The organism is Streptomyces sp. NPDC055239, from assembly GCF_053606205.1.
In genome coordinates this window covers 105,784-131,069 of record NZ_JBSGRD010000016.1, presented here as the reverse complement: position 1 = coordinate 131,069, position 25,286 = coordinate 105,784, and the positions used below count along the sequence as shown (strand labels likewise).

The following is a 25,286-nucleotide window of genomic DNA, read 5'->3' as shown; positions in this document are numbered from 1 at the left end:
CTGTTTGTCCGATGAGTTCGCCCTGGCGCGGACGTGCGTGGCGCGGGTGCGGGGTGTGCCGCACTGGATCACTGTGGGTGTGCCATGGCAACCCAAAGTGAGGAGATCGCATGCCTCGTCCTTTCGCCCGAACATTTACGGCGGCATTGGCCCTTGTCGCACCGGTGGCGGTGCTGCCGCTGGCCTCTCCGGCCCCCGCGGCGGCCGACAGCATCGTCATCGGGGGCAGTCCGGTCCGGGTGGCCGACAACCCCTGGGTGGTGGCGCTGTCCAGTCGTGACCGGTTCGGGGGTACGCGCTCGGGGCAGTTCTGCGGAGGTGTGGTGGTCGGTCCCACGACCGTCCTCACCGCGGCGCACTGCATGGGTGAGGAAGTCCTCGGAGTGCCGCTGCGCAAGATGAGCGACCTGAAGGTGATCGCGGGCCGTGACGACCTGAGCACGTCGGCCGGCCGCGAGATCCCGGTGCGCGAGGCGTCGGTCGATCCGGAGTACGACAGTTCCTCGAACTCCGGAGACGTCGCGGTCCTGTCTCTGGCGAGCCCGCTTCCGAAGAGTTACGCGATCAGTATGGCCGGGGAGGGGGACTCGGCGTACGAGCCCGGCACGCGCGCGGCTGTCTTCGGGTGGGGTGACACGACGGGGGCGGGTGATTACGCGAATACGTTGCGCTCCGCGCCCGTGCGGGTACTGCCCGACTCGACGTGCGGAAAGGCCTACCCGGGCAGCTCCGACGGAACGTACGAGGCCGCATCCATGCTGTGTGCCGGAGAAGTCGAGGGCGGGCGTGACGCCTGTCAGGGGGACAGCGGCGGCCCGCTTGTCGCACACGGGCGGCTCATCGGCCTCGTCTCGTGGGGCAGCGGCTGCGGGCAGGCCGGGAGTCCTGGGGTCTATACGCGGATCTCGGGCGTCGCGCGGGACATGCCTCTGCACGGCTGAGACTGCGGAATGTGCCACGCGGGGAGAGTGGAGCGCCGCGTGGGACCGCCGAGAAGGTGCCTGGGCGGCCGTGTGACGAGAGCGGGCGGCCGCCCCTGGGGTTGGCAGGGTCGGCCGCCCGATCACCGGCCTGGAGTGCGCCGGATGGCTCGTCGTGGGTGCGAGGCGTCAGCGATCCTCGTCATTGGTTTCCGGGACGGCCGTAAGCCGCTCCGTCTCGTCCTGTATCTCAGCGGCGATCTTCTTGAGTTCCGGCTCGAACTTGCGGCCGTGGTGGGCGCAGAAGAGCAGTTCACCGCCGCTCAACAGGACGACGCGCAGGTATGCCTGGGCGCCGCAGCGGTCGCAGCGATCAGCGGCCGTCAGGGGGCTCGCGGGGGTCAGAACAGTAGTCACGTCGCCTCTTCTCTAGCTCGACGAGCTGTCGTACCAGGGTCAACATCCAACCAGGCCGAAAACGTTCCCGCTCGTGGCTTTTCCTCGAAGTTTTTTCCGAGGCGGCTGTCTGATGCCGGTTGGCGGCGAATGTGCCGTATTACGTCTCTTACGTGTCGTACGGTTTCGCGCTGTCTGTCAGGTCGGTCGTCCGCCGGCTGGGTTGCCGGTTGTTCATGAGGACGTGCCCGGAGCCTAAATGGTTCATGCCTGGAAGGGAACGTGACGTGCGCTTCACTCCATCGAGGGATCGAACAAGCGTGCGGCACTGGACTAGTGTGAGTTGAGACGAGGGTGGCGTTACAACGGCTCTACCAGGCCTCGGTACCCTCTGAGCGGCAACCGAAGCCGGGGCCTTACCCCAAAGGCCCCCATTTGAAATTCAGCGAGGAGCGAACCGCGTGACCGCCGAGACGTCCGTGCCGTCCACAGCGTTGCTGACCGGAGCAGACCGGGACGGTTCCAACTACACCGCGCGGCACCTGCTCGTCCTGGAGGGGCTCGAGGCCGTTCGCAAGCGTCCGGGCATGTACATCGGGTCGACGGACAGCCGTGGCCTGCTGCACTGCCTCTGGGAGATCATCGACAACTCCGTCGATGAGGCCCTGGGCGGCTACTGCGACCACATCGAAGTCATCCTCCACGACGACGCCTCCGTAGAGGTCCGGGACAACGGCCGAGGCATCCCTGTGGATGTCGAGCCCAAGACCGGCCTCTCCGGAGTCGAGGTCGTCATGACGAAGCTCCATGCGGGCGGCAAGTTCGGCGGTGGCTCCTACGCCGCCTCCGGCGGCCTGCACGGCGTGGGTGCCTCCGTGGTGAACGCCCTGTCCGCGCGCCTCGACGTCGAGGTGGACCGCGCGGGGCACACCCACGCGATCAGCTTCCGTCGTGGTGTCCCCGGCGCCTTCGCCAAGTCGGGCCCCGATGCCGACTTCGACTCGTCGGCCACGCTGCGCAAGGCGAAGAAGATCCCCAAGAACCGCACCGGCACGCGCGTGCGCTACTGGGCCGACCGGCAGATCTTCCTGAAGGACGCCAAGCTCAACCTGGACACGCTGCACCAGCGCGCCCGGCAGACCGCCTTCCTGGTGCCGGGCCTGACCATCGTCGTACGCGACGAGTACGGCCTCGGCGACGGCGGAACCAAGGGCGAGGAGTCCTTCCGCTTCGACGGCGGCATCAGCGAGTTCTGTGAGTACCTCGCCCAGGACAAGGCCGTCTGCGACATCCTTCGCCTCACCGGGCAGGGCAGCTTCAAAGAGACCGTCCCGGTCCTCGACGATCACGGCCAGATGACCCCCACCGAGGTCACCCGTGAGCTCACCGTGGACGTCGCCATGCGCTGGGGCACCGGTTACGACACGACGCTGCGGTCCTTCGTCAACATCATCGCCACCCCCAAGGGCGGCACCCATGTGTCGGGCTTCGAGCGCTCCCTCACCAAGACGATGAACGAGGCGCTGCGCACCCAGAAGGTGCTGCGCGTCGCCGAGGACGACATCGCCAAGGACGACGCCCTGGAGGGGCTGACCGCGGTCGTCACGGTCCGTCTCGCCGAGCCGCAGTTCGAGGGCCAGACCAAGGAGGTGCTCGGCACCTCGGCGGCCAACCGCATCGTCGCCAACGTCATCGCCAAGGAGCTCAAGGCGTTCCTGACGTCCACCAAGCGCGACGCCAAGGCGCAGGCGCGCGCCGTGATGGAGAAGGCCGTCGCGGCGGCCCGCACGCGCATCGCGGCCCGTCAGCACAAGGACGCCCAGCGCCGCAAGACGGCCCTGGAGTCCTCCTCGCTGCCCGCGAAGCTCGCCGACTGCCGCAGTGACGACGTGGAGCGCAGCGAGCTCTTCATCGTCGAGGGCGACTCGGCGCTCGGCACCGCCAAGCTGGCGCGGAACTCCGAGTTCCAGGCACTCCTGCCGATCCGCGGCAAGATTCTCAACGTTCAGAAGGCGTCCGTGACGGACATGCTGAAGAACGCCGAGTGCGGCGCGATCATCCAGGTCATAGGGGCGGGGTCCGGCCGGACCTTCGACATCGACGCGGCGCGCTACGGGAAGATCATTCTCCTCGTCGACGCCGATGTCGACGGCGCCCACATTCGGATTCTGCTGCTCACCCTCTTCCAGCGCTACATGCGCCCGATGGTGGAGGCGGGCCGGGTCTTCGCGGCCGTGCCGCCGCTGCACCGCATCGAGCTGGTGCAGCCGAAGAAGGGCCAGGACAAGTACGTCTACACGTACTCGGACAACGAGCTGCGCGAGACGCTCCTCGAGTACCAGCGCAAGGGGATCCGCTTCAAGGACTCCATCCAGCGCTACAAGGGCCTCGGTGAGATGGACGCGGACCAGCTCGCGGAGACCACCATGGACCCCCGCTACCGCACGCTGCGGCGGGTCAACATCGGCGACCTGGACGCCGCCGAGCAGGTCTTCGATCTGCTGATGGGCAACGACGTGGCGCCCCGCAAGGAGTTCATCACGAGCTCGGCGGCGACGCTGGACCGCTCGCGCATCGACGCGTAACGCTCGCGCGAAACTGGTGCGTCCCGCTCGTGCGGAACGCACTCCACCCGTGGGTGGAGCCCCTGGCTCCACCCACGTTCCACCCCTGCTCCGATGTCCTGACCAGGTCTTTTCCGTAGCGTCGAAGGCGTCGATCCTCTTCGGATCGGCTCCGCACTCTCTCGCCCCACGGAGGCCGTCATGTCTGGGCTCGCCAATGTTCTGGTGGTCTGTGCCGTCGTCGCGTTGGTGATCGTGCGCCAGTTCAAGGCGCAGCAGATCACCGCGGACAGGCGCTGGTGGGTCATACCTGCCGTGCTGGTCTTCATGGCCGTGCGCAAGCCCGACGTGCTGGATCCCCATCACCACGCGCTGTCCGTCGCCCTGCTCGGCGCGGAGCTGTTGGTCGCGCTGGCCATGGGCTTCGGCTGGGCGCGGACCACGTATGTGTGGACGGCGCCGGACGGCGCCGTGTGGGGCAAGGGCACCAAGGCCACCGCCCTCGTCTGGGGGGTCGGGATCGGGCTGCGGCTCGGCCTGTTCGGTCTCGGCGCGTTGCTGGGGGTGCGGCAGGGCAGTGCCGCTCTGATGCTGGCCCTCGCGGCCACACTGCTTGTGCGCAGCGGCATGCTGGTGCAGCGGGCCGGCCTGTTCCGCCCGGCGTACGGTGTTGCGGACGCGGCATACGAGCCGATGCGGAAGGACCCCGTGTGATCTCGGACCGGTGGATGAGATGGCCCTCCCGGGAAGGTCTCACCCGGGGAGGGCAGAGCGTCGCCCGGCTGTGGTTCGTCAGAGTCCTGCGGGTGGCGATCGCCGGCGGTCTGCTGTGGAACGCGTTCCATCACGACAGGGGCTGGCGCCTGGTGGCCGGGGTCGGCCTGGTCGTGCTCTGCTGCGGGCTTGCCTGGGCGTTCTTCCGCACCTCCTTCGATCGTCGGTTGTGGCCCTCGGTCACTCTGCTGCTCCTGCTGATGGGGGCCGGGTATGCCGCGCAGGCGGGCGACTGGAGGGTGCTTGCGCTCGTCCTCTGGTGCAGTACGGGGGTCCTGGCCCTGGAGCGGCTGCCGCTTCTCGCGGCAGCGGGTTGTGCGCTTGTCGCGCTGGCCGGGTTCGCGGCGTACAACAACGACAACTGGCTCGTCACGAGCCTCATCGTCATCGGGCTCGCGCTGGCCGGGTACACCCTGCGGCTCGACGCCGACGCGCGGGGCAATGCCCAGCGACTGCTGGCCCAGGAGCGTGCCGCCCGCACGGCGGAGGCCGAGACGGCCGCGCTCGCCGAGCGGGCCCGCATCGCCCGGGAGATCCACGACGTGCTCGCGCACAGCCTCTCCGCGCAGATGGTCCACCTGGAGGCGGCGCGTCTGCTGATCGAGGGGGATGCGACACGCGATCAGATTCTCGATCGCGTGGTGGCGGCGCGGTCCATGGCCCGTGAAGGGCTCGCTGAGACCCGGCAGGCGCTCTCCGCGCTGCGCGGAGAGATGACGCCCGTCGAGGACTTCCTTCACGAACTGGTCGCCTCGGACAAGGCCTCGGTGTCCGTGACGGGGGCGCGGCGCGCTCTGCCCGCCGAGGCGTCACAGGCGGTGCGCCGCGTCGCCCAGGAAGCCCTGACGAACGTCCGCAAGCACGCGCCGGGCGCCACCGTGTTCGTGCGGCTGGCGTACGGGGAGGGTGAAGTGACCCTGGACGTGAAGGATTCGGGCGGGCCGCCGGGTGAGCTCGCCGCCTCCGGAGCCGGGTACGGTCTGCTCGGAATGCGGGAGCGAGCCGAGCTGCTGGGCGGGTCCCTGGCGGCCGGGCCTGGCGAGGAGGGCTTCATCGTGACGCTGAAGGTGCCCACATGACGACGGAGGGCGGCGCCAAGGCGCCGGCGCGGGTGATCGTGGTCGACGATCAGACCGTGGTGCGCGAGGGGATCGTGATGCTGCTGGGGCTGCTGCCCGGCATCGAGGTCGTCGGTTCCGGGGGAGACGGTGAGGAGGCCGTCCGGCTCGTCGCCGAACTCGCGCCGGACGTCGTCCTGATGGACCTGCGCATGCCCAGGGTCGACGGTGCGGAGGCCACCCGCCGTATCCGCGCCGAGTACCCGGGGACGCAGGTCGTCGTGCTGACCACCTTCGCCGACGACGACTCGCTCTTCCCGGCGCTGAGAGCAGGCGCGCGGGGTTATCTCACCAAGGACGCCGGTGGGGACGAGATCGTGCGGGCCGTCGAGGACGTGCTCTCGGGCAACGGGGGCCTCTCGCCGCAGATCCAACGGCGGTTGCTGGAACGGCTCTCGGAGTCCGAGCAGCCCGCGCCCGCGGTGGAGCCGCCCGACGGTCTCACCACGCGCGAGACCGAAGTGCTCATCCTGATCGCCGAGGGAATGACGAACCAGGAGATCGCCCGCGAGATGCATGTCTCCACCGCGACGGTGAAGACGCACATCAACAACCTCTTCGCCAAGACGGGACTCAAGGACCGTGCGCAGGCTGTTCGTTACGCCTACGGGCACGGTCTTGCCAAGCCGCCGAGCGCCAGGTCCACCTGAGTGCGGTCTTTGATGAGGTCCGTCACCTGATGGGGTGAAGTGAAGGGAGAGAAGAGTCAGGGATCTTCCCGTTCTGTCCATCCTTGGGCACGCGGCCGAACCAGGCTGCGGACAAGGAGAGTTCGGTGGAGAAGCACGACGGGCGCGATGCCGGGCAGGCGCGGACCGGTGATCCGAGGGATCCCTGGTACGACGCGCTTGCGTCAGGCTGGGGCGAGTTGGACGGCACGGGGGCTCCGGCGCCTGTGGCGCCGCCCCGATCCGCGCCGGAGCGGGGCGCGAGTGCGGCCGACATCTATCTGGAGGTCCAGCGCAGTGCTGCCTTCCAGGAAGTGCGCGGCCGGTATCGGCGGTTCGTCATCCCCGGTACGGCCGTCTTCTTCACCTGGTACGTCGCGTATGTCGTGACGGCGACGACGGCACCCGGGTTCATGGCGCGGCCCGTCACCGGATCCGTGAATGTCGCGATGCTCGCGGGCCTCGGGCAGTTCCTCACGACCTTCCTGCTGACCTGGGCGTATTCCCGGCATGCCCGGCTGAGGAGGGATCGCGCGGCGCTCGACCTGCGATGGTCCGTGTTCGAGCAGAAGCGGGAGCAGGACCAGAAGCGGGTCCATGCCCAGCGGGAACACGACCAGTTGAGCGAGCAGGAGTCGGACCGGGGGAGCGAGCGATGACCGGGGACCATCAGACGCTCGCGCTCCTGCTGTTCGGCGTGTTCGTGGCCGTGACGCTCGCCATCACGACGTGGGTGAGCCGCAACCGGCACGGCTCGGCGGAGGAGTTCTACGCGGGTGGGCGGCTCTTCTCGCCCATGGAGAACGGATTCGCCATCGCGGGCGACTACATGTCGGCCGCGTCCTTCCTCGGCATCTCCGGACTGATCGCCCTCTTCGGGTACGACGGGCTGCTCTACTCGGTGGGCTTTCTCGTCGCCTGGCTGGTCGTGCTGTTCCTGGTGGCCGAACTGGTGCGCAACTGCGGCCGGTTCACGCTCGCCGATGTCGTCGCCGCCCGGATGAGGGAGCGGCCCGTGCGTATCGCGGCGGGAACTTCCTCGGTGACCGTGTCCGTTCTCTACCTGGTGGCGCAGATGGTGGGGGCGGGCTCACTGGTCGCGCTGCTGCTCGGCGGGACGAGCGGGGCGGCGCAGGCCTGGACCGTGATCGGCGTCGGCGCGCTCATGGTCGTCTACGTGTCGTTGGGAGGGATGCGGGCCACCACCTGGATCCAGATCGTCAAGGCGGTCCTGCTGATGTGCGGCACGATCGCGCTGACCGTGCTCGTTCTTGTGCGTTTCCACGGGGACTTCGACCAGTTGCTGCGAACGGCGGCCGACCGCAGCGGACACGGCAGCAAGTTCCTCGCGCCCGGCTTGAAGTACGGCGGGGACTGGACCTCGCGCCTGGACTTCATCAGCCTCGGGCTCGCGCTCGTCCTCGGCACGGCGGGTCTCCCGCACATCCTCTCCCGCTTCTACACGGTGCCGACCGCGCGCGCCGCCCGTCGCTCCGTCGTCTGGTCCATCGGTCTCATCGGCAGCTTCTACCTGATGACGATCGTGCTTGGCTTCGGCGCCGCCGCGATCGTGGGTCCCGGTGCCGTAAGGGGATCGAACGCCGCGGGGAACACGGCGGTTCCGCTCCTCGCGCTCGATCTCGGGGGCGGCGCGAACTCCACAGGCGGAACGGTTCTGTTCGCGATCGTCGCCGCGATCGCCTTCGCCACGATCCTCGCCGTGGTCGCCGGGATCACGCTCGCCTCATCGGCGTCCGTGGCCCACGATCTGTACGCGTCCCTGCGGCGCAAGAATGCGAAGCCGCGCAGTGAGGTGGCGGTGGCGCGCCTCGCCGCGGCCGGGATCGGCGTGGTCGCGATCGGCCTGGGGCTGCTCGCCCGAGATCTCAACGTGGCGTTCCTGGTCGGCCTCGCTTTCGCGGTCGCCGCGTCCGCGAATCTGCCCGTGCTGCTCTATTCGCTGTTCTGGCGGAACTTCACCACACGGGGAGCGGTCTGGTCGGTCTACGGGGGCCTGGTGCCCTCCCTGGCGCTAGTCGTGCTGTCACCCGTGGTCTCCGGAGGGCCGGGCTCCCTCTTTCCGGGGGTGGACTTCCAGTACTTCCCGCTGGAGAACCCGGGGCTGGTCTCCATCCCCCTTGGCTTCCTCGCAGGATGGCTGGGCACCGTCACCTCGCGGGAGCCGGCGGACGAGGCCAAGCACGCGGAGACCGAGGTGCGGTCGCTCACCGGGGCGGGGGCGGTGTGACCGCCCTCCACAGCCACAGCCACAGCCACGGCTACGAAGCGCTGGGCGCCCACTCGTAGCGGTGTTCCGGGCGGCCCGTGTCGCCGTACTTGAGGCTGAGCCTGACCCGGCCCGAGCGCTCCAGGAGCTTCAGATAACGCTGGGCCGTCTGGCGGCTCAGCCGGGTGCGGTCCGCCAACTCCTGGGCGGACAGCGGCCCCTCGGCCCCCATCAAGGCCCTGCGGACCAGCTCGGCCGTGGTGGGGGAGTGCCCTTTGGGCAGTTCCGGCGCCGGAGTCGCCGAGAGGGCGCCGAAGATCCGGTCGACCTCGGCCTGCTCGGCCTCGCCCCCGCCGTCCAGGGTGCGGCGCAAGGTCGCGTACGCGTCGAGCTTGGCCCGGAGTCCCGCGTAGGAGAACGGCTTGACCAGGTACTGCAGGGCGCCGTGCCGCATCGCGGCCTGGACGGTGGCGACATCGCGCGCGGCGGTCACCATGATCACGTCGGTCTGATGGCCGCGCTCACGCAACGTACGGACCACCGCGAGACCCGTCTCGTCCGGCAGATAGTGGTCGAGGAGTACCAGATCGACGGGGAGCTCCTCGACGAGCCGCAGCGCCTCGGCGGCGTTGTGCGCCTTCCCGGCCACCCGGAAGCCGGGGACCTTGGCCACGTAGGCGGCGTTGACGTCCGCGACCCTGACGTCGTCGTCCACGACGAGCACCTCGATCATCGTGTCTCCTCCGTGGGGGCAAGGTCGGACTGTGCGAGCGCTTCGGGCAGTACGACGGTGAATGCGGCGCCCCCGTCGGACGAGGCACCGGCCCGCGCGCTGCCGCCCTGCCGCTCGGCGAGCCTGCGGACCAGGGCGAGCCCGATGCCGCGCTTGCCGTGCGCCGGGGGCTCCTTGGTGGACCAGCCCTCCGTGAAGATCGTCTCGCGTTGCTCGGACGGTACTCCAGGGCCCGTGTCGCGCACCTGTAGAACGACGGCGCGTCCCTCGGTGCGCACATCGACCTCCACGCGCGCGTGGAGGGTGCCCGCCGCAGCGTCGAGCGCGTTGTCGACGAGGTTGCCGACGATGGTGACCAGGCCGCCCGGGTCGATCAGACGGTCGGGCAGTGCGGTGTCGCGCGGGACGGCGAGGACGACGCCCCGCTCTGCGGCGACCGTGGCCTTGCCCACCAGGAGTGCCGCGAGCAGTGGATCGCCGATCTTCTCCGTGATCTGCTCGGCCGTCACCCGGTGCGCGCCCGCCACCTCGCCGACGAACTCCGCGGCCTCCTCGTACATCTCAAGCTCCAGGAGGCCGAGCAGCGTGTGCATGCGGTTGGCGTGTTCGTGGTCCTGGGCGCGCAGTGCGTCGATGAGGCCGCGGGTGGAGTCCAGCTCGCGGCCGAGCTGCTCCAGTTCGGTGCGATCGCGCAGGGTGGCGACGGCGCCTCCGTCGTCCGTGGGCATGCGGTTGGCGACCAGGACACGCTGGCCGCGGACGGTCAGGAGGTCGGTGCCCGTGACCCGTCCGGCGAGCACGTCGGTCGTACGGCCCGGGCCGAGCGCGGTGTCGAGCGGCTGCCCGATGGCTTCCGCTCCGAGGCCGAGGAGGCGCTGGGCCTCGTCGTTGAGGAGGCGGATCCGGCCGGCGCGGTCGAGTGCGACGACGCCCTCACGGATGCTGTGCAGCATGGCCTCGCGTTCCGCGAGGAGTGCCGAGATATCGGAGAAGGCCAGGTCACGCGTCTGTCGCTGCACCCTGCGTGAGATCAGATAGGCGGCGAGGGCGCCGACGGCGAGAGCCCCGCCCGCGTACGCGAAGAGGCCGGGGATCGCGTGGATGAGGCGGGCGCGGACGCTGTCGTACTCGATGCCTACGGAGACGGCGCCCACGATGTCCCCGTCGATGTCCCGCAGCGGCACCTTGCCGCGCGCCGAGCGGCCCAGGGTGCCGTCGTCGATCTCCATGACCTCGTCCCCGGCGAGCGCGTCGCTGGGGTCTGTCGAGACGACCTGTCCGATCTGGTCGTGGTCGGTGTGGGACCAGCGAACGCCGTCCTTGTTCATGATCACGACGTACTCGGCGCCGCTGGCGCGCCGGATCCGTTCCGCTTCCGTCTGCACGGGCCCGTCGACCGTCGGCTTCGAGGAGCGCAGGTCATCGGCGATCTTCGGCTGAGCGGCCGTGGTCTGCGCGATGGCGAGCGCGCGGCGCATCGCCTGGTCGTCCAGCTGATCGCTGAGCGGCGCGAGAAAGAGCCCCGTGGCGAGCACGGCGACCCCGGCGGCGATCGCCAGCTGCATCAGCAGCACCTGCGAGAAGACGCGCCGCGGCAGGCCGAGGCGGAGTCGTCGGGCAGGAGAGGTGGGGCTCATGTGTACGAACGGTACGGCGACCTGAGCGCTACTCCGAAGTCACTGTGGCGGGAATCTCCTGTACAGAGCCGTACGCGACCTGCCGCACGGCCACGACATCCATGCGCGCCGGGGCCGCCAGCGCCGCCCCGCAGCTCTCAGGGCGTGGCGGCAGCGAGGTCCCCTGGGCGACCGTCACGCGCCATCGCCGTCCGTCGGTGTGGGCCACCGTCACGTCCCAGCGTGGGGCCGTGCCATCCGTGTGGACGACGCTCAGGGCCCCCGCGGCGCTCTCGCCCGTCCCGGTGCGCACCGCGAGCTCGGCGGCCTGTCCGGGGCGCTCCCAGGCGGAGCTGCCCCGGCAGCCTTCGGTGACGACGTGGCCCGTGCGTACCCCTTCGAGGATCTCCTTGACGGCGGCCTGTCCGGTCCTGCCGTACGCGTAGCCGTACGGCAGGACCAGCAAGGTGGGGGAGAAGCGGTGACCACCCAGATGAGTGACTTCCCAGGCGCCTTCTTCACCGGACGCGCTGAGCTCGGCGGCAAGTGGCCTGCCGAGAAGGGCGCAGCAGCGGTCACGCTTACCGTTCGTGCAGACAAGGGCGAGCGGGGCGCCCGTGTGCGGGGTGCCGAAGCCGCCGTGGTCGCCCGAGCCGAGGGCCGTGAAGTCGAGGTCGAGCAACTCCTGCGGCCTGTCCGTGACATGGCCTCGCAGCCAGGTGTTGCCGGGCATGGTGTGGGCCGCGTACACCCGGCGGAGCGCCGGGGCGTGGCGGTCCGCGTGGCGGTCCGCGTGGCGTCCGGGGCGGCGGATGAGCGCGACGCGTACGCCGGTTCCCTCGGCGGCGGCCTCGAGGGCGCCGCCGATCTCCGGATCGAGATGGCTCGCGGTGAGCGCTTTGGCGCCCCACGGGCCCGGCTGTTCAAGCAGCAGCCAGGTCCTGGCGGTGGCCGCGGTCCCCGCGAGAGGCTCGTCCAGATCCCGCGAAGCGGTGGCGCACTTACTCACAGAGGGGAGCCTAACCCGCGCCGGGTCTGTGGCGGTTCATCCGCCGTCGGGTACGGGCATCGGCTGGGGCGGGCGCGGCCCGATGTACTGCCCGCTGGGGCGCATGCGCAGCGGGCGTTCCTCGTACTCCTCCAGGGCATGGGCGATCCAGCCCGCCGTGCGCGCCACGGCGAAGATCGTCTCGCCTGCCTCGGCGGGCATCCCGGACGAGGCGGTCAGGACGGCAAGGGCCAGGTCGACATTGGCGTGCAGGTCGGTGTGGCGGGCCGTAGTGGCCACCACGTCGCGGGCCGCCGCCAGGGCGGGGCCCGCCTTGGGGATGACCTCCAGGAGAGCGAACAGGGCCTCCGCGCGCGGGTCTTCGCCGGGGTAGAGCCGGTGACCGAGGCCCGGGACGCGGCGGCCCGCGCGGAGTTCGTCGGCCACTACGGGGGCCGCGCTGCCCCGATCCAGGACGTCCAGGAGCATGCGGTGCGCGAGGCCGCTCGCCGCGCCGTGCAGGGGGCCCTCCAGGACGCCGAGGCCGGCGGACACCGCCGCGTACGGGTGGGCGCGGGCGGACGCGGCGACGCGGACGGCGAGCGTGGACGCGGCGAGGTCGTGGTCGATGAGGAGGGCGAGCGCGGTGTCCAGGGCGTGCAGCGAGGCGTCGTCCGGCTGTCGGCCGCTCAACCGGGGCCAGAGCTGGTGAGCCAGGGGGCCCTCGTCCCGGTGGGTGCGGCTGACGGGTGGCAGCGCGGTGACGAGGGTGGGGATGAGGGTGCGGGCGGTGCCGATGACGGCTTCTTCGGAGAGGTCGAAGCGGAGGGGGTCCGCCGCCGCGGCCGAGATGGCGGCCACGCGCAGGTGGTCGGTCGGGCCGCTGTGCTCGGGCAGCGCGTCGATGGCGCGGCGTGCGGCGCCGACGCTCTCCGCGGGGGCGGTGAAGCGGATTCCGGGGCGCATGACGCCGGTCCACAGCCACTCGGCGACCTCTTCGTAGGAGTGCGCCAGGGCCAGGTCCAGCGCGTCGACGCCGCGGTAGTAGTAGCGGTCCTTGTCGATGAGCGTGATGCGGGTGCGGACGGAGAGTTCGCCGCTCACGGAGGTGGCAGCCGGCTCCCGGCGGTTCTTGCGGGCGAGCGACTCGACCTCCTTGGCGTCGAAGGTGCTGCCCCGTGCGCCGGGGCCGCGGCGGCTGCTGAGCTGGCCGCGGCTCACATAGGCGTACACGGTCTCGGGCTTCACGCCGAGCAGTTCGGCGGCTTCCCGGGTGCTCAGGCGGCGGCCCTCGCGGGTGGCTGCCGACGTGGCGTGGCCCGACGCCTCGCTGTCCGTGCGGGTCACTTCTTGCTCCGTCATGGGCGACACCGTATCCACATTATGTTGGCATTGATTCAATCAATATTGACAGAAATTAAGTCAAGCATGGACAGTCAAATCAAGTCCAGGGAGGAAGTCGAGGAAGAACATGCCGATCAATGGCTCCACCACCACCCCCACCGCCCCCGTGGAGGTTCCCCGCGGGCTCGCGGGCGTCGTCGTGACCGAGACCCGGCTCGGCGACGTCAGGGGGTACGAGGGCTTCTACCACTACCGCCAGTACTCGGCCGTCGAGCTCGCGCAGACCCGCGGCTTCGAGGACGTCTGGCACCTGATGTTCCACGGTGCGCTGCCGGACGCCGAGCAGCGGACCGCCTTCGCCGCGCGGACCGCGAACCTGCGCCGACTGCCTGACGAGGTGCGCGCCGCGCTGCCCGCCATAGCCCGCGCCAGCGCCCTGTCCGGGCCGCTCTCCGGGCTGCGCACGGCCCTGTCGCTCTTCGGTGCCGCGAAGGGCTTCCGCCCGGTGTACGACATCGACGAGGACCGGCGCCGCGACGACGCCCTCGCCGCGTCGGCCGTGGTGCCCACGCTGCTCACGGCCCTGTACCGGCTCGGCCAGGGACTCGACCCCGTCGAACCGCGCGACGACCTGTCGTACGCGGCCAACTACCTCTACATGCTGACGGGTTCGGAGCCGGACCCCGATCGGGCGCGGGCGATCGAGCAGTACTTGATCTCGACCATTGATCACGGGTTCAACGCGTCAACGTTCACGGCCCGGGTGATCACCTCGACCGGCGCGGATGTCGCGGCCTGTCTGGTGGGTGCCGTGGGTGCGCTGTCGGGCCCGTTGCACGGCGGGGCGCCCAGTCGTGCGCTCGACACGCTCGATGCGATCGGCACGCCCGATCGCATCGACGGCTGGATCCGCGAGCGTGTCCTCGCGGGGGACCGCATCATGGGCTTCGGTCACCCCGTCTACCGCACGGAGGATCCGCGTTCGCGGATGCTTCGTGGCATCGCGCAGCAATTCGGCGGCCGGATGGTGGAGTTCGCGGTCGAGGTCGAGCGCCAGGTCGAGGCGATCCTCGCCGAACTGAAGCCGGGGCGTGAGCTGCACACGAACGTGGAGTTCTACGCGGGCGTCGTCATGGAGCTCTGCGGCCTGCCGCGTGAGATGTTCACGCCTACGTTCGCGGCGGCGCGGGTTGTGGGCTGGGGCGCGAACATCCTGGAGCAGGCGGAGGACTCGAAGATCATTCGGCCTGCGGCGCGGTATGTGGGTGAGCGCGCGCCACAAGCGGTGCCGACGGCCCTCTGGGCGGAGGCGGTCCGCAACTAGACGCGGGTGACAGGCAGAACGGGCTCGGCTGCTGGAGCGGCCGAGCCCGTTGTGCGTACGCCGACTGACGTCAGGCGTCCGGGATGTCGGCCTTGGCGCGGACCAGCGTCTCGCGGCTCACGATCACGATGCGTTCGTAGTCCGCCCGCGAGGCGTCGGACGGAAGTTCCTTTTCGAGCGCCGCTGTTGCTTCTGTCCCGATGACAGCGAAGTTTCCGTCGCTGAGTTCGAATACATCGGGGCACGACTGTCCTGAGGCGCTTCCCCGCTGCTGGGGCGAGACTCCGATGCGACGCACGATCTTCAACGGTTATCCAGTCTGGGAGCGTTTGGGGGAGCCGCGTCCGGGGTAGAACGCGCGCGCCCACATTAGAGACTGGCGATGCCTTAGACAAGCCGGGGCAACTCGGCATGCGACGTCATCGAAGGGTTCAACCAGGCTTATTCGTACGGAGGTTCACCGACGACCCACCATTCGTCGGTGTCCGCCTCCTCGAGATCCTGGATGAGCTTGTCGACCATTCGGCCCAGGCGGGCCTCGTCCGAAGCGTCAAGGAGACTGGCCCGGTGCGGTCCGGTGGCCTTCCAGTAGCTGCGGAAGATCGGGTTCTGGCAGATCAGGCGCAGATGCCCGTGCGCCTCTTCCCAGCTGAAGTTGCCGACGCGCCAGAACATCAGTGCGTTGGTGTATACCGCGTTCGCGAACAGGTACTGCCGCAGGGTCCGGGCGTCGAGAGGCATGTCGAAGGTGTCCAGGACAGCCGCCAGGTCGGGGTCGTCCATCGCCTTGCTGAGCATGTCGAACTGCAGTCGCTGCTGGGTGATCAGGTTGGCGTTGCGCTGGTGCTCGGACTGTTCCGCGCACGTGAGTCGCAGCCGCAGCGCCCCGTGCTTGCGTTGCTGAGCGGTCAGGGCCGTCAGAGCCCCGACGGCGAATGCAAGGCCCGCGGTAGCAGCGGACCCCAACCCCCGTGTCCCAAACTTCTGTGTGACCATGTCAACCCCCGAATCGGCGACCGTCCGCCGGTCGTCGGATGCGGGTCGACAGGGTGAGGACCGGCGAGCGATGGGCGGCGCGCTTGCCGCTTCCCAGGATGCCGAGCGGCTCTGATCGGCAGGGAGGCGGAGAGGAGGCGCACGGAAGGCAGCAGTGGTCGCATGTCCCGACGCCGTGCCCGATGTGTGCCCCGCCTGCGCCGCTAACAATCGTTCACTTCGCGGCCCCTCTACGCGCTCGTATGCTGGGGCGGCAGTCGTTCGTCGTACGCGAGCCGGGCATGCGCCGGTGCGCGCGTCAGTGTGAAAGGGGTCGCACGTTGACTCAGCCGGGTGCTCGGACAAGTGCTCAGCCAGGTGCTCAAGCGGGTGCGGGGCAGATCCCCGTCGTCGTCCTCACCGGCTTCCTGGGCTCCGGCAAGACGACGCTGCTCAATCATCTGCTCCACCGCAGCGGTGGCAGCCGGATCGGTGCGATCGTCAATGACTTCGGGTCCATCGAGATCGATGCCATGGCTGTCGCCGGGCAGCTCGGTGACTCCACCGTCTCGCTCGGCAACGGCTGCCTGTGCTGCGCCGTCGACGCGAGTGAGCTCGACGAGTATCTGGAGCGGCTCGCCCGGCCCTCCGCCCGGATCGACGTCATCGTCATCGAGGCCAGCGGACTCGCCGAGCCGCAGGAACTCGTGCGCATGGTGCTCGCCAGCGAGAATCCGCACATCGTGTACGGAGGGCTCGTCGAGGTCGTCGACGCCGCCGAGTTCGACTCCACCCGGCAGCGGCATCCCGAGGTCGACCGGCATCTGGGGATCGCCGATCTTGTCGTCGTCAACAAGGTCGACCGCGTCCCCGAGGCGGAACGTGAGCGGATCCTCGGCGTCGTCCGGGGCTTCACCGATCGCGCGGCCGTGGTTGCGGCCTCGTACGGACGTATCGACGTGGAACTGCTCCTCGACCGGAAGCCGGTGGGGGAGCGGATCGGGCAGCTGTCCTTCGACGACCTGCATCACCCCGGGCGGGACGGGCACCCCGTGCAGGACGGGGACGGGCACCACGACCATCTGCACTCCGCCTACGAAAGCCTCGCCTTCTCCTGCGAAGTGCCCATGAGCCCGCGCCCGTTCATGACCCTCCTCGACAGTCGGCCCGAAGGGCTCTACCGCATCAAGGGGTATGTCGACTTCGGCGCCGCCGATCCGCGCAACAAGTACGCCGTGCACGCCGTGGGCCGGTTTCTGCGCTTCTACCCCGAGCCGTGGGCGCCGGGCGAGACTCGTCTGACCCAGCTCGTCCTCATCGGGGCGCGCATCGACGTACCCGCTCTGGAGAAGGAGCTCGACGCCTGTCGTGCGTACGCCCCGCACGCTGACGCCGATGAGCACAGCATGTGGGGCGTACTGCGGTACGTACAGGAACCCGAACCGGTGGAGTAGGCGCTACGCCGGACCTGCCACCGCCGCCACCGGCTTCGCCAAGGAGACCCCCGAGCCGTCGCGGCGCGGGTCGATCTCCGGCAGCTCGGCCGGCAGGCCGGTGCGCTGGGCCGCGAGCGGCGGCGTCGGGCCCGCCCACGCGAAGCTCAGACAGTCCTCGCCCTTCAGGAAGCGCTGGACGCGCACGCCACCCGTGGCCCGGCCCTTGCGGGGGTACTGGTCGAACGGCGTCACCTTGGCCGTCGTCTGCACCGAGTCGTCGAGCGTGCCGCGCGAGCCCGCCACCGTGAAGACCACGGCGTCCACGGCCGGGTCCACCGCCACGAAGGAGATGACCTTGACGCCGTCCGCGAGCTTGATGCCCGTCATGCCGCCCGCGGCACGGCCCTGCGGACGCACCTGCGCGGCTTGGTACCGCAGGAGCTGGGCGTCGTCCGTGATGAAGACGAGGTCCTCCTCGCCCGTGCGCAGCTCGGCCGCGCCGACGATCCGGTCACCGTCCTTGAGGGTGATGACCTCCAGCTCCTCCTTGTGGGAGGGATAGTCCGGGACCACGCGCTTGACCACGCCCTGTTCGGTGCCGAGGGCGAGGCCCGGTGAGGACTCGTCCAGGGTCATCAGGCAGATCAGGCTCTCGTCCCCCTCCAGGGAGAGCAGCTCCGAAACCGGCGCGCCTCCGGAGAGGTTGGGTGCCGCGTGCGTCTCCGGGAGCTGCGGGAGGTCGACCACGGAGAGGCGGAGCAGCCGTCCCCCGGACGTCACCGCGCCCACCTCGCCCCGCGCGGTCGCGGGGACGGCAGAGACGATCACGTCGTGCTTGACGCGCTTGGTGTCGCTGTCGGCGAACGGCTCGCCGTTGGCCGTACGGGCGAGGAGGCCGGTCGAGGAGAGGAGCACGCGGCACGGGTCGTCCGCCACCTGCAACGAGACCGTGGGCGCCGGGGTACTCGCCGACTCCAGGAGGACCGTGCGCCGGTCCGTGCCGAACTTCTTGGACACGGCGGCCAGTTCGGCGGAGACCAGCTTGCGCAGCTCCGCGTCCGACTCCAGGATCCGGGTCAGCTCGTCGATCTCGGCCTTGAGCTTGTCGCGCTCGGACTCCAGCTCGATGCGGTCGAACTTCGTCAGGCGGCGCAGCGGCGTGTCCAGGATGTACTGCGTCTGGATCTCGCTCAGCGAGAAGCGCTCCATCAGGCGCTCCTTGGCCTGTGCGGAGTTGTCGCTTGAGCGGATGAGGCGGATGACCTCGTCGATGTCCAGAAGGGCGACAAGGAGCCCCTCGACCAGGTGCAGCCGCGCCTGCTTCTTGCTGCGGCGGAACTCGCTGCGGCGGCGCACGACGGTGAAGCGGTGGTCGAGATAGACCTCGAGGAGTTCCTTGAGGCCGAGGGTGAGGGGCTGGCCGTCCACCAGGGCCACGTTGTTGATGCCGAAGGACTCCTCCATCGGCGTCAGTTTGTAGAGCTGCTCCAGGACGGCCTCGGGGACGAAGCCGTTCTTGATCTCGATGACCAGCCGCAGGCCGTGCGAGCGGTCCGTGAGGTCCTTGACGTCGGCGATGCCCTGGAGCTTCTTCGAGCCGACCAGGTCCTTGATCTTCGAGATGACCTTCTCGGGGCCTACGGAGAAGGGCAGTTCGGTCACGACCAGGCCCTTGCGGCGGGCCGTCACGTTCTCTACGGCCACCGTCGCGCGGATCTTGAAGGTGCCGCGCCCGGATTCGTACGCGTCCCTGACCCCGGACAGGCCGACGATGCGGCCGCCCGTGGGCAGGTCCGGGCCCGGCACGAAACGCATCAGCGTCTCCAGGTCGGCCCCGGGGTGCTTGATCAGGTGGCGGGCGGCGGCGATGACCTCGCCGAGGTTGTGCGGCGGCATGTTCGTCGCCATGCCGACGGCGATGCCCGACGATCCGTTGACCAGAAGGTTCGGATAGGCCGCCGGAAGGGTGACCGGCTCCTGCTCCTGGCCGTCGTAGTTCGACTCGAAATCGACTGTGTTCTCTTCGATCGACTCCGTCATCAAGGACGTCGCGTCGGCCATCTTGCACTCGGTGTACCGCATGGCGGCCGGCGGGTCGTCGTTGCCGAGCGAGCCGAAGTTGCCGTGCCCGTCCACCAGGGGCAGGCGCATGGAGAAGGGCTGGGCCATGCGCACCAGGGCGTCGTAGATCGACGCGTCGCCGTGCGGGTGCAACTTACCCATGACCTCGCCGACGACGCGGGCGCACTTCACATAGCCGCGGTCGGGGCGCAGGCCCATCTCGTTCATTTGGTACACGATCCTGCGGTGCACCGGCTTCATGCCGTCGCGGGCGTCCGGCAGGGCGCGCGAGTAGATGACCGAATACGCGTACTCGAGGAAGGATCCCTGCATCTCGTCGACGACGTCGATGTCGAGGATCTTCTCCTCGAACGACTCGTCGGGCTGCGGGGTCTTCGTGCTGCGGCGGGCCATCGCTGCTGCGGCTCCTTCACGGTGTCTGCCAGGGCATCAACGGGATCTGACGCCGACCATTGTGCTCTGTCCCACTGACAACGCCGACCACGACCCGGACTTCGACGGCGACTACGCCGAGCGCGGAGCGGGAACTTCACCGGTTGTCAGCACGCTTGCATACAGTGGCACGACTGGCAGAATTTCCAGCTTTTCGCGATCGAAGGGACGTACATGCCCATGGGTCACACGGCCACAGCCGAGGCCGGCTCCGGCGGCCTGACAGCGACCGAGCACCGGCTGGCCAACGGCCTGCGCGTGGTGCTCTCCGAGGACCACCTGACCCCGGTCGCCGCGGTCTGCCTCTGGTACGACGTCGGCTCGCGCCACGAGGTCAAGGGGCGTACGGGCCTCGCTCACCTCTTCGAGCACCTGATGTTCCAGGGCTCGAAGCAGGTGCACGGCAACGGCCACTTCGAGCTGGTGCAGGGTGCGGGCGGGTCGCTCAACGGCACCACGAGCTTCGAGCGCACCAACTATTTCGAGACCATGCCCACACACCAGCTGGAGCTGGCCCTGTGGCTGGAAGCCGACCGGATGGGCTCGCTGCTCTCCGCGCTCGACGACGAATCCATGGAGAACCAGCGGGACGTCGTCAAGAACGAGCGCCGCCAGCGCTACGACAACGTTCCCTACGGCACGGCGTTCGAGAAGCTGACCGCCCTCTCGTACCCCGAGGGCCACCCCTACCACCACACCCCGATCGGCTCCATGGCCGACCTGGACGCGGCGACGCTGGAGGACGCGCGGAACTTCTTCCGTACGTACTACGCGCCCAACAACGCCGTCCTGTCGGTCGTCGGCGACATCGACCCGGAGCAGACCCTCGCCTGGGTCGAGCAGTACTTCGGGTCCATCCCCTCGAACGACGCCAAGCAGCCGCCGCGCGACGGCTCGCTGCCCGACACGATCGGCAAGGAGCTGCGCGAGGTCGTCGAGGAAGAGGTGCCGGCCCGCGCCCTGATGGCCGCCTACCGCCTCCCGGAGGACGGCACGCGCGCGTGCGACGCGGCCGACCTGGCGCTCACGGTCCTGGGCAGCGGCGAGTCGTCGCGGCTCTACAACCGCCTCGTGCGCCGCGACCGCACCGCGGTGGCGGCCGGGTTCGGTCTGCTGCGCCTCGCCGGAGCGCCCTCGCTCGGCTGGCTCGACGTGAAGACGTCCGGCGACGTCGAGGTCCCCGTCATCGAGGCCGCCGTCGACGAGGAGCTCGCCCGCTTCGCGGAAGAGGGCCCCACCGACGAGGAGATGGAGCGCGCCCAGGCACAGCTGGAGCGCGAGTGGCTCGACCGGCTCTCCACGGTGTCGGGACGCGCGGACGAACTGTGCCGGTACGCCGTCCTGTTCGGCGACCCGCAGCTCGCCCTGACCGCCGTCGGGCGCGTCCTGGACGTCACCGCCGATGAGGTCAAGGCGGCCGCGGCGGCCCGCCTGCGCCCCGACAACCGCGCGGTGCTCGTGTACGAGCCCGTAGAGGGCACAGCGGCCCCTGAGGGCGCCGAAGCCACCGACGAGGACGAAGAGGAGGCGGCGAAGTGACCGAGGCCGCGACGATGCAGTTCCACCCCCAGCCCCAGGCGGGCACCGCACGGCCGTGGGCCTTCCCCGCGCCCGAGCGCGCCACCCTGGACAACGGCCTCACCGTGCTGCGCTGCCACCGCCCCGGCCAGCAGGTCGTCGCCGTGGAGATCCACCTGGAGGCGCCGCTCGACGCCGAGCCCGCGGGCCTCGACGGAGTCGCCACGATCATGGCGAGGGCCTTCAACGAAGGCACCGACAAGCACTCTGCCGAGGACTTCGCCGCGGAACTCGACCGCTGTGGCGCCTCCATGGACGCGCACGCCGACCACCCCGGCGTCCGCGTCTCCCTCGAAGTCCCGGTCTCCCGCCTCCCGAAGGCGCTCGGCCTGCTCTCCGACGCCCTGCGCGCCCCCGCCTTCGCGGACAGCGAGATCGAACGCCTCGTACGCAACCGCCTGGACGAGATCCCGCACGAGGCCGCCAACCCGGGCCGCCGCGCCGCCAAGGAGCTCTCGCGGCAGCTGTTCCCGGCGACGTCGCGCATGTCGCGCCCCCGCCAGGGCACCGAGGAGACGGTCACCGCCATCGACTCGGCGGCGGTGCGCGCTTTCTACGAGAAGCACGTGCGTCCCGCCACGGCCACCGCGGTCGTCGTGGGCGACCTGACCGGCGTCGACCTTGACGCCGTCCTCGCCGACACCATCGGCGCCTGGACGGGTGGCACGGCCCAGCCGCGCCCGGTGCCCCCGGTGACCGCCGACGACACCGGGCGTGTCGTCATCGTGGACCGCCCCGGCGCCGTCCAGACGCAGCTGCTCATCGGCCGCGTAGGGCCGGACCGGCACGACCGCGTCTGGCCCGCGCAGGTGCTCGGTACGTACTGCCTCGGCGGCACCCTCACCTCGCGCCTGGACCGCGTCCTGCGCGAGGAGAAGGGATACACCTACGGCGTACGGTCGTTCGCCCAGGTCCTGCGTTCCGCCCCGGACGGCACGGGTGCCGCGATGCTGGCAATCAGCGGCTCGGTGGACACCGAGTCCACGGGACCGGCGCTCGAGGACCTGTGGAAGGTGCTGCGCACCCTCGCCGCCGACGGTCTGACGGACGCCGAGCGCGATGTCGCCGTGCAGAACCTGGTGGGCGTCGCCCCGCTCAAGTACGAGATGGCCGCGTCCGTCGCCGCCACCCTCGCCGATCAGGTCGAGCAGCACCTTCCGGACGACTTCCAGGCGCAGTTGTACCGCCAGTTGGCCGCGACCGGCACCGTGGAGGCCACCGCTGCCGTGGTGAGCGCCTTCCCCCAGGACCGCCTGGTGACGGTGCTCGTCGGTGACGCCGCGCAGATCGAGGAGCCCGTCAGGGCGCTCGGCATCGGTGAAGTGAGTGTGGTCACGGGCTGAGTGACAGTCAGGACATATGGGGACCCCGGTGGCTGGAATTTGCCACCGGGGTCCCCATATGTCCGAATTAGTATGGAGGTTACGTGTCTGCCCTGTGGCGTGCGCTACAAAAGCTCTGATCTGTTTGTCGTTCGAAAGGCGCCCCGCTTAGCGTTCGGTCCGGCTGTTCGTCATGCAGTACGCCGCAGCCGCGGCACCGGACAGTCATCGCCGAGTCCCCGTACGGCGCGAGCCAGGGGAGCCGGGGACCCACATGTCCCCTTGGGGTGAATCGGGAACCTTGCCGTGAGGCGAGGGACTCGTAGGAGACCTTCCTGCTCCGAACCCGTCAGCTAACCCGGTAGGCGAGAAGGAAGGAAAGGATCAGCCGCTTCATGGCGTTCACCCGTGCCACCGGGAAGCACCGTCGCCCGAGCCGCCTCACGCGTACGACCGCGAACGTGGCGGGCGTCGCCGCCCTCACCACCACCGGTGTCATTGGAGGCCTGGCCGCTCCGGCCCTCGCCGCCGACGACGCCGCGGCTCTCGAGCACACCGGCCTCACCCAGGCGATCTCCGTCGGCGACTCGCTCGCCGCCGGCATCGACGCGCAGGCCGCTGCCCAGCAGCAGGCCGCCGACGACGCGGCAGCGGCCAAGAAGGCCGAAGAAGCCGCAAAGAAGAAGGCCGAGGAGGCCAAGCGCAAGGCCGAGGCCGAGGCGAAGGCCAAGGCCAAGAAGGAGCGCGAGGCCAAGGAGCGTGCCGCTCGCGAGGCCGAGCGCAAGCGCCTCAACAGCTACGTCTCCCCGATCACCGGCTCGTACGTCTCCACGGGCTACCAGACCGGCGGCGGCATGTGGTCCTCCGGCAGCCACACCGGCATCGACTTCCACGCCGCGTCAGGCACCTCGGTCCACGCCGTCGGCTCCGGCACCGTCGTCGAGGCCGGCTGGGGCGGTGCCTACGGCAACAACGTGGTCATCAAGATGAACGACGGCACGTACACCCAGTACGGCCACATGTCGTCCCTCGGCGTCACCGTCGGCCAGGCCGTCACCCCGGGCCAGCAGATCGGCCTCTCGGGCTCCACCGGCAACTCCAGCGGCCCGCACCTCCACTTCGAGGCCCGCACCGGCGAGGACTACGGCACGGACATCGACCCGATCGCGTACCTCCGCGCGCACGACGTCGGCGTCTGATCCGGCGAAAGCTGCTCCACCGAAAGCTGATCCGCCGAAAGCCCCGGCTCGTCGAGAGCCGGGGCTTTCGCCGTACCCGCCGTACCTGTACCCGCCGTACCTGTACCCGCGCCGATCGCCTTTGGCCAAAATATATCCATGGATTTCGGCCTGCCATCGGAAATTCAGCCGCTCTGCAATAGGGTCACTGAAAAGGCGTCGATCGACCGCGTTTCGCGGGGATTAAGGCGGAGGTCAGGTCATGCGCATTCCCGCGCACTCGGTATGCACGGCCATCCGGGACGACATCGTCTCCGGTGTCTACGAACGGGGTGGCCGGCTCACCGAGGAACTGCTCGCGCGCCGCTACGGAGTCTCCCGCGTCCCCGTGCGCGAGGCCCTGCGCACCCTGGAGGCCGAGGGTTTCGTCGTCACGCGCAGGCACGCGGGCGCGTGCGTCGCGGAGCCCACCGAGCAGGAGGCGGCCGACCTCCTGGAGATACGCATGCTCCTGGAGCCGCTCGGTGCGGCCCGCGCCGCTCAGCGCCGCACGGAGGCGCACCTGAAGGTCCTGCGCGGCCTCGTCAGGCTCGGCCAGGAGCGTTCGAGGGGCGGTCAGAGCGATGATCTGCGCTCACTGGGCGGCTGGTTCCACGAGACGCTCGCCCAGTCGTCCGGCAGCCAGGGCCTCACGGCGCTGCTCACCCAGCTCCGGCACAAGATCGCCTGGATGTACGTCGTCGAGACCTCGGCCGCTCCCGCGGAGTCCTGGGCGGAGCACGCCGCGATCGTCGACGCGGTCGCACGCGGGGACGCGGAACGGGCCAGGTCGCTCGCCGCGGCCCACGCGGAACGGGCGACGGCCGCCCACCGGCTGCGCTTTCCCCCGAAAGGTCATCGGGTCGCGGGACGTGATCGTGTGAGGGATTCGCAACATGCCGTAAACACGGTGGGTCTCCGTCATTAACAGAGGCGCCGTATACAAAGAAGTGCTATTCGACAGAGGGGGGCGCGGGATTATTTCGGCTGCCCGAATGCAGGATGTTCAGGGAATGTGGCTCTGATATTCGTTAGTGGGAAACAGAAGCGCCGAAGGGCCCGCCCCTATTTCGGGCGGGCCCTTCGGCGTATGAGTACCAGTCTCTACTAGACGGTCTCGGGGAGCTCCTCGAGACCGTCCGCGACCAGCTTCGCCAGACGGTCGAGAGCGGCGTCCGCGCCCTCGGCGTCGGAAGCGAGCACGATCTCCTCGCCGCCCTGCGCGCCCAGACCGAGCACCGCGAGCATGGAGGCGGCGTTCACGGGGTTGCCGTCAGCCTTGGCGATCGTCACGGGGACGCCGGCGGCGGTTGCCGCGCGGACGAAGATGGAGGCGGGTCGGGCGTGAAGGCCCTCGGCCCAGCCGACGTTGACGCGGCGCTCAGCCATGTGTTGCTGCCCTTCCAGGTGTCTCACACTTGTCTAGACCAGTGTCTCATGCGATCACGCGTGCTCCGCCGGCCGTCCGTCCGTACGGCGTGGACCGACGGCCCCTGCCCCGTCGACCGTACGTCCTCGTGCCACGGGCCCACGTCCCGCCCTTCGACGACTCCTAGCCTGCCCCGGCCGAGG

General features: G+C 69.7%; 22 protein-coding genes and 1 riboswitch. Of the genes, 13 read left to right on the top strand and 9 right to left on the bottom strand.

Annotation, left to right across the window (positions count from 1 at the left end):
- Positions 1–110: 110 nt before the first annotated feature.
- The gene (locus ACWFRJ_RS37925; RefSeq protein ID WP_453541869.1) at positions 111–941 is read left to right on the top strand and encodes a S1 family peptidase; all 831 of its coding nucleotides are present in this window, start codon (positions 111–113) and stop codon (positions 939–941) included.
- A 168-nt stretch (positions 942–1,109) separates the two neighbouring features.
- Here the strand turns inward: ACWFRJ_RS37925 and ACWFRJ_RS37920 are convergent, their stop codons facing one another.
- Positions 1,110–1,337, bottom strand: coding sequence for a DUF7455 domain-containing protein (locus tag ACWFRJ_RS37920; RefSeq protein WP_160507629.1), 228 nt, complete (start codon positions 1,335–1,337; stop codon positions 1,110–1,112).
- Positions 1,338–1,777: 440 nt separating this feature from the next.
- On the opposite strand from ACWFRJ_RS37920, the gene ACWFRJ_RS37915 reads away from it, so the two are divergent.
- The 6 genes from ACWFRJ_RS37915 (at position 1,778) to ACWFRJ_RS37890 (ending at position 8,688) form a co-directional block, all read left to right on the top strand.
- Positions 1,778–3,901 (top strand): DNA gyrase/topoisomerase IV subunit B, encoded by a 2,124-nt coding sequence (locus ACWFRJ_RS37915; RefSeq protein WP_453541866.1) that lies wholly within the window; start codon positions 1,778–1,780, stop codon positions 3,899–3,901.
- A 180-nt stretch (positions 3,902–4,081) separates the two neighbouring features.
- Positions 4,082–4,594, top strand: a complete 513-nt coding sequence (locus ACWFRJ_RS37910) for a DUF1453 domain-containing protein (protein ID WP_453541863.1) — start codon at positions 4,082–4,084, stop codon at positions 4,592–4,594.
- Positions 4,591–5,733 carry a sensor histidine kinase gene (locus ACWFRJ_RS37905; RefSeq protein ID WP_453541860.1) on the top strand — a complete coding sequence of 381 codons (1,143 nt, stop codon included), beginning with the start codon at positions 4,591–4,593 and terminating at the stop codon, positions 5,731–5,733. The genes ACWFRJ_RS37910 and ACWFRJ_RS37905 overlap by 4 nt, the downstream gene beginning before the upstream one ends.
- Positions 5,730–6,422 (top strand): response regulator, encoded by a 693-nt coding sequence (locus ACWFRJ_RS37900; protein WP_453541857.1) that lies wholly within the window; start codon positions 5,730–5,732, stop codon positions 6,420–6,422. Before ACWFRJ_RS37905 ends, ACWFRJ_RS37900 begins: the two co-directional genes overlap by 4 nt.
- Before the next feature lie 125 nt (positions 6,423–6,547).
- Positions 6,548–7,099: a DUF485 domain-containing protein gene (locus tag ACWFRJ_RS37895; RefSeq protein ID WP_453541853.1), complete on the top strand. Its 552-nt coding sequence runs from the start codon at positions 6,548–6,550 to the stop codon at positions 7,097–7,099.
- A complete protein-coding gene (locus ACWFRJ_RS37890) occupies positions 7,096–8,688 on the top strand; it encodes a solute symporter family protein (protein ID WP_453541850.1) in 1,593 nt (530 codons plus the stop codon). The genes ACWFRJ_RS37895 and ACWFRJ_RS37890 overlap by 4 nt, the downstream gene beginning before the upstream one ends.
- Positions 8,689–8,719: 31 nt before the next feature.
- Here the strand turns inward: ACWFRJ_RS37890 and ACWFRJ_RS37885 are convergent, their stop codons facing one another.
- From ACWFRJ_RS37885 to ACWFRJ_RS37870, 4 genes are read right to left on the bottom strand one after another with little or no spacing between them, the layout of a single operon-like run.
- The gene (locus ACWFRJ_RS37885) at positions 8,720–9,400 is read right to left on the bottom strand and encodes a response regulator (RefSeq protein ID WP_453541847.1); all 681 of its coding nucleotides are present in this window, start codon (positions 9,398–9,400) and stop codon (positions 8,720–8,722) included.
- On the bottom strand, positions 9,397–11,037 hold the full coding sequence (locus ACWFRJ_RS37880; RefSeq protein WP_453541844.1) for a sensor histidine kinase: 1,641 nt from the start codon (positions 11,035–11,037) through the stop codon (positions 9,397–9,399). Before ACWFRJ_RS37880 ends, ACWFRJ_RS37885 begins: the two co-directional genes overlap by 4 nt.
- 28 nt (positions 11,038–11,065) lie before the next feature.
- Complete coding sequence (locus tag ACWFRJ_RS37875) at positions 11,066–12,025, bottom strand: sucrase ferredoxin (protein WP_453541841.1); 960 nt, start codon at positions 12,023–12,025, stop codon at positions 11,066–11,068.
- Between the two features lie 36 nt (positions 12,026–12,061).
- Positions 12,062–13,366 carry a citrate synthase family protein gene (locus tag ACWFRJ_RS37870; RefSeq protein ID WP_453541839.1) on the bottom strand — a complete coding sequence of 435 codons (1,305 nt, stop codon included), beginning with the start codon at positions 13,364–13,366 and terminating at the stop codon, positions 12,062–12,064.
- A gap of 109 nt (positions 13,367–13,475) precedes the next feature.
- On the opposite strand from ACWFRJ_RS37870, the gene ACWFRJ_RS37865 reads away from it, so the two are divergent.
- A complete protein-coding gene (locus tag ACWFRJ_RS37865) occupies positions 13,476–14,672 on the top strand; it encodes a citrate synthase/methylcitrate synthase (protein ID WP_453541836.1) in 1,197 nt (398 codons plus the stop codon).
- A 70-nt stretch (positions 14,673–14,742) separates the two neighbouring features.
- On the opposite strand, the gene ACWFRJ_RS37860 is transcribed toward ACWFRJ_RS37865, so the two are convergent.
- Positions 14,743–14,979, bottom strand: coding sequence for a hypothetical protein (locus tag ACWFRJ_RS37860; protein WP_453541833.1), 237 nt, complete (start codon positions 14,977–14,979; stop codon positions 14,743–14,745).
- A gap of 134 nt (positions 14,980–15,113) precedes the next feature.
- Positions 15,114–15,638, bottom strand: coding sequence for a DUF6082 family protein (locus tag ACWFRJ_RS37855; RefSeq protein ID WP_453541830.1), 525 nt, complete (start codon positions 15,636–15,638; stop codon positions 15,114–15,116).
- Between the two features lie 350 nt (positions 15,639–15,988).
- Between ACWFRJ_RS37855 and ACWFRJ_RS37850 the strand changes: the two genes are divergently transcribed.
- Positions 15,989–17,101, top strand: coding sequence for a CobW family GTP-binding protein (locus ACWFRJ_RS37850; protein ID WP_453541827.1), 1,113 nt, complete (start codon positions 15,989–15,991; stop codon positions 17,099–17,101).
- Positions 17,102–17,104: 3 nt separating this feature from the next.
- Here the strand turns inward: ACWFRJ_RS37850 and ACWFRJ_RS37845 are convergent, their stop codons facing one another.
- Positions 17,105–19,558, bottom strand: coding sequence for a DNA gyrase/topoisomerase IV subunit A (locus ACWFRJ_RS37845; protein ID WP_453541824.1), 2,454 nt, complete (start codon positions 19,556–19,558; stop codon positions 17,105–17,107).
- A 213-nt stretch (positions 19,559–19,771) separates the two neighbouring features.
- Between ACWFRJ_RS37845 and ACWFRJ_RS37840 the strand changes: the two genes are divergently transcribed.
- The 4 genes from ACWFRJ_RS37840 (at position 19,772) to ACWFRJ_RS37825 (ending at position 24,642) form a co-directional block, all read left to right on the top strand.
- Positions 19,772–21,136, top strand: coding sequence for a M16 family metallopeptidase (locus tag ACWFRJ_RS37840; RefSeq protein ID WP_453541821.1), 1,365 nt, complete (start codon positions 19,772–19,774; stop codon positions 21,134–21,136).
- Positions 21,133–22,518, top strand: a complete 1,386-nt coding sequence (locus ACWFRJ_RS37835; RefSeq protein ID WP_453541818.1) for a M16 family metallopeptidase — start codon at positions 21,133–21,135, stop codon at positions 22,516–22,518. Before ACWFRJ_RS37840 ends, ACWFRJ_RS37835 begins: the two co-directional genes overlap by 4 nt.
- Positions 22,519–22,716: 198 nt before the next feature.
- A riboswitch (cyclic di-AMP (ydaO/yuaA leader) is annotated at positions 22,717–22,880 on the top strand.
- Positions 22,881–22,892: 12 nt separating this feature from the next.
- Positions 22,893–23,696, top strand: coding sequence for a M23 family metallopeptidase (locus ACWFRJ_RS37830; protein ID WP_453541816.1), 804 nt, complete (start codon positions 22,893–22,895; stop codon positions 23,694–23,696).
- Between the two features lie 241 nt (positions 23,697–23,937).
- Positions 23,938–24,642 carry a GntR family transcriptional regulator gene (locus tag ACWFRJ_RS37825; RefSeq protein WP_453541813.1) on the top strand — a complete coding sequence of 235 codons (705 nt, stop codon included), beginning with the start codon at positions 23,938–23,940 and terminating at the stop codon, positions 24,640–24,642.
- A gap of 179 nt (positions 24,643–24,821) precedes the next feature.
- On the opposite strand, the gene ACWFRJ_RS37820 is transcribed toward ACWFRJ_RS37825, so the two are convergent.
- Positions 24,822–25,103 carry an HPr family phosphocarrier protein gene (locus tag ACWFRJ_RS37820; RefSeq protein WP_190085156.1) on the bottom strand — a complete coding sequence of 94 codons (282 nt, stop codon included), beginning with the start codon at positions 25,101–25,103 and terminating at the stop codon, positions 24,822–24,824.
- Between the last annotated feature and the right edge of the window lie 183 nt (positions 25,104–25,286).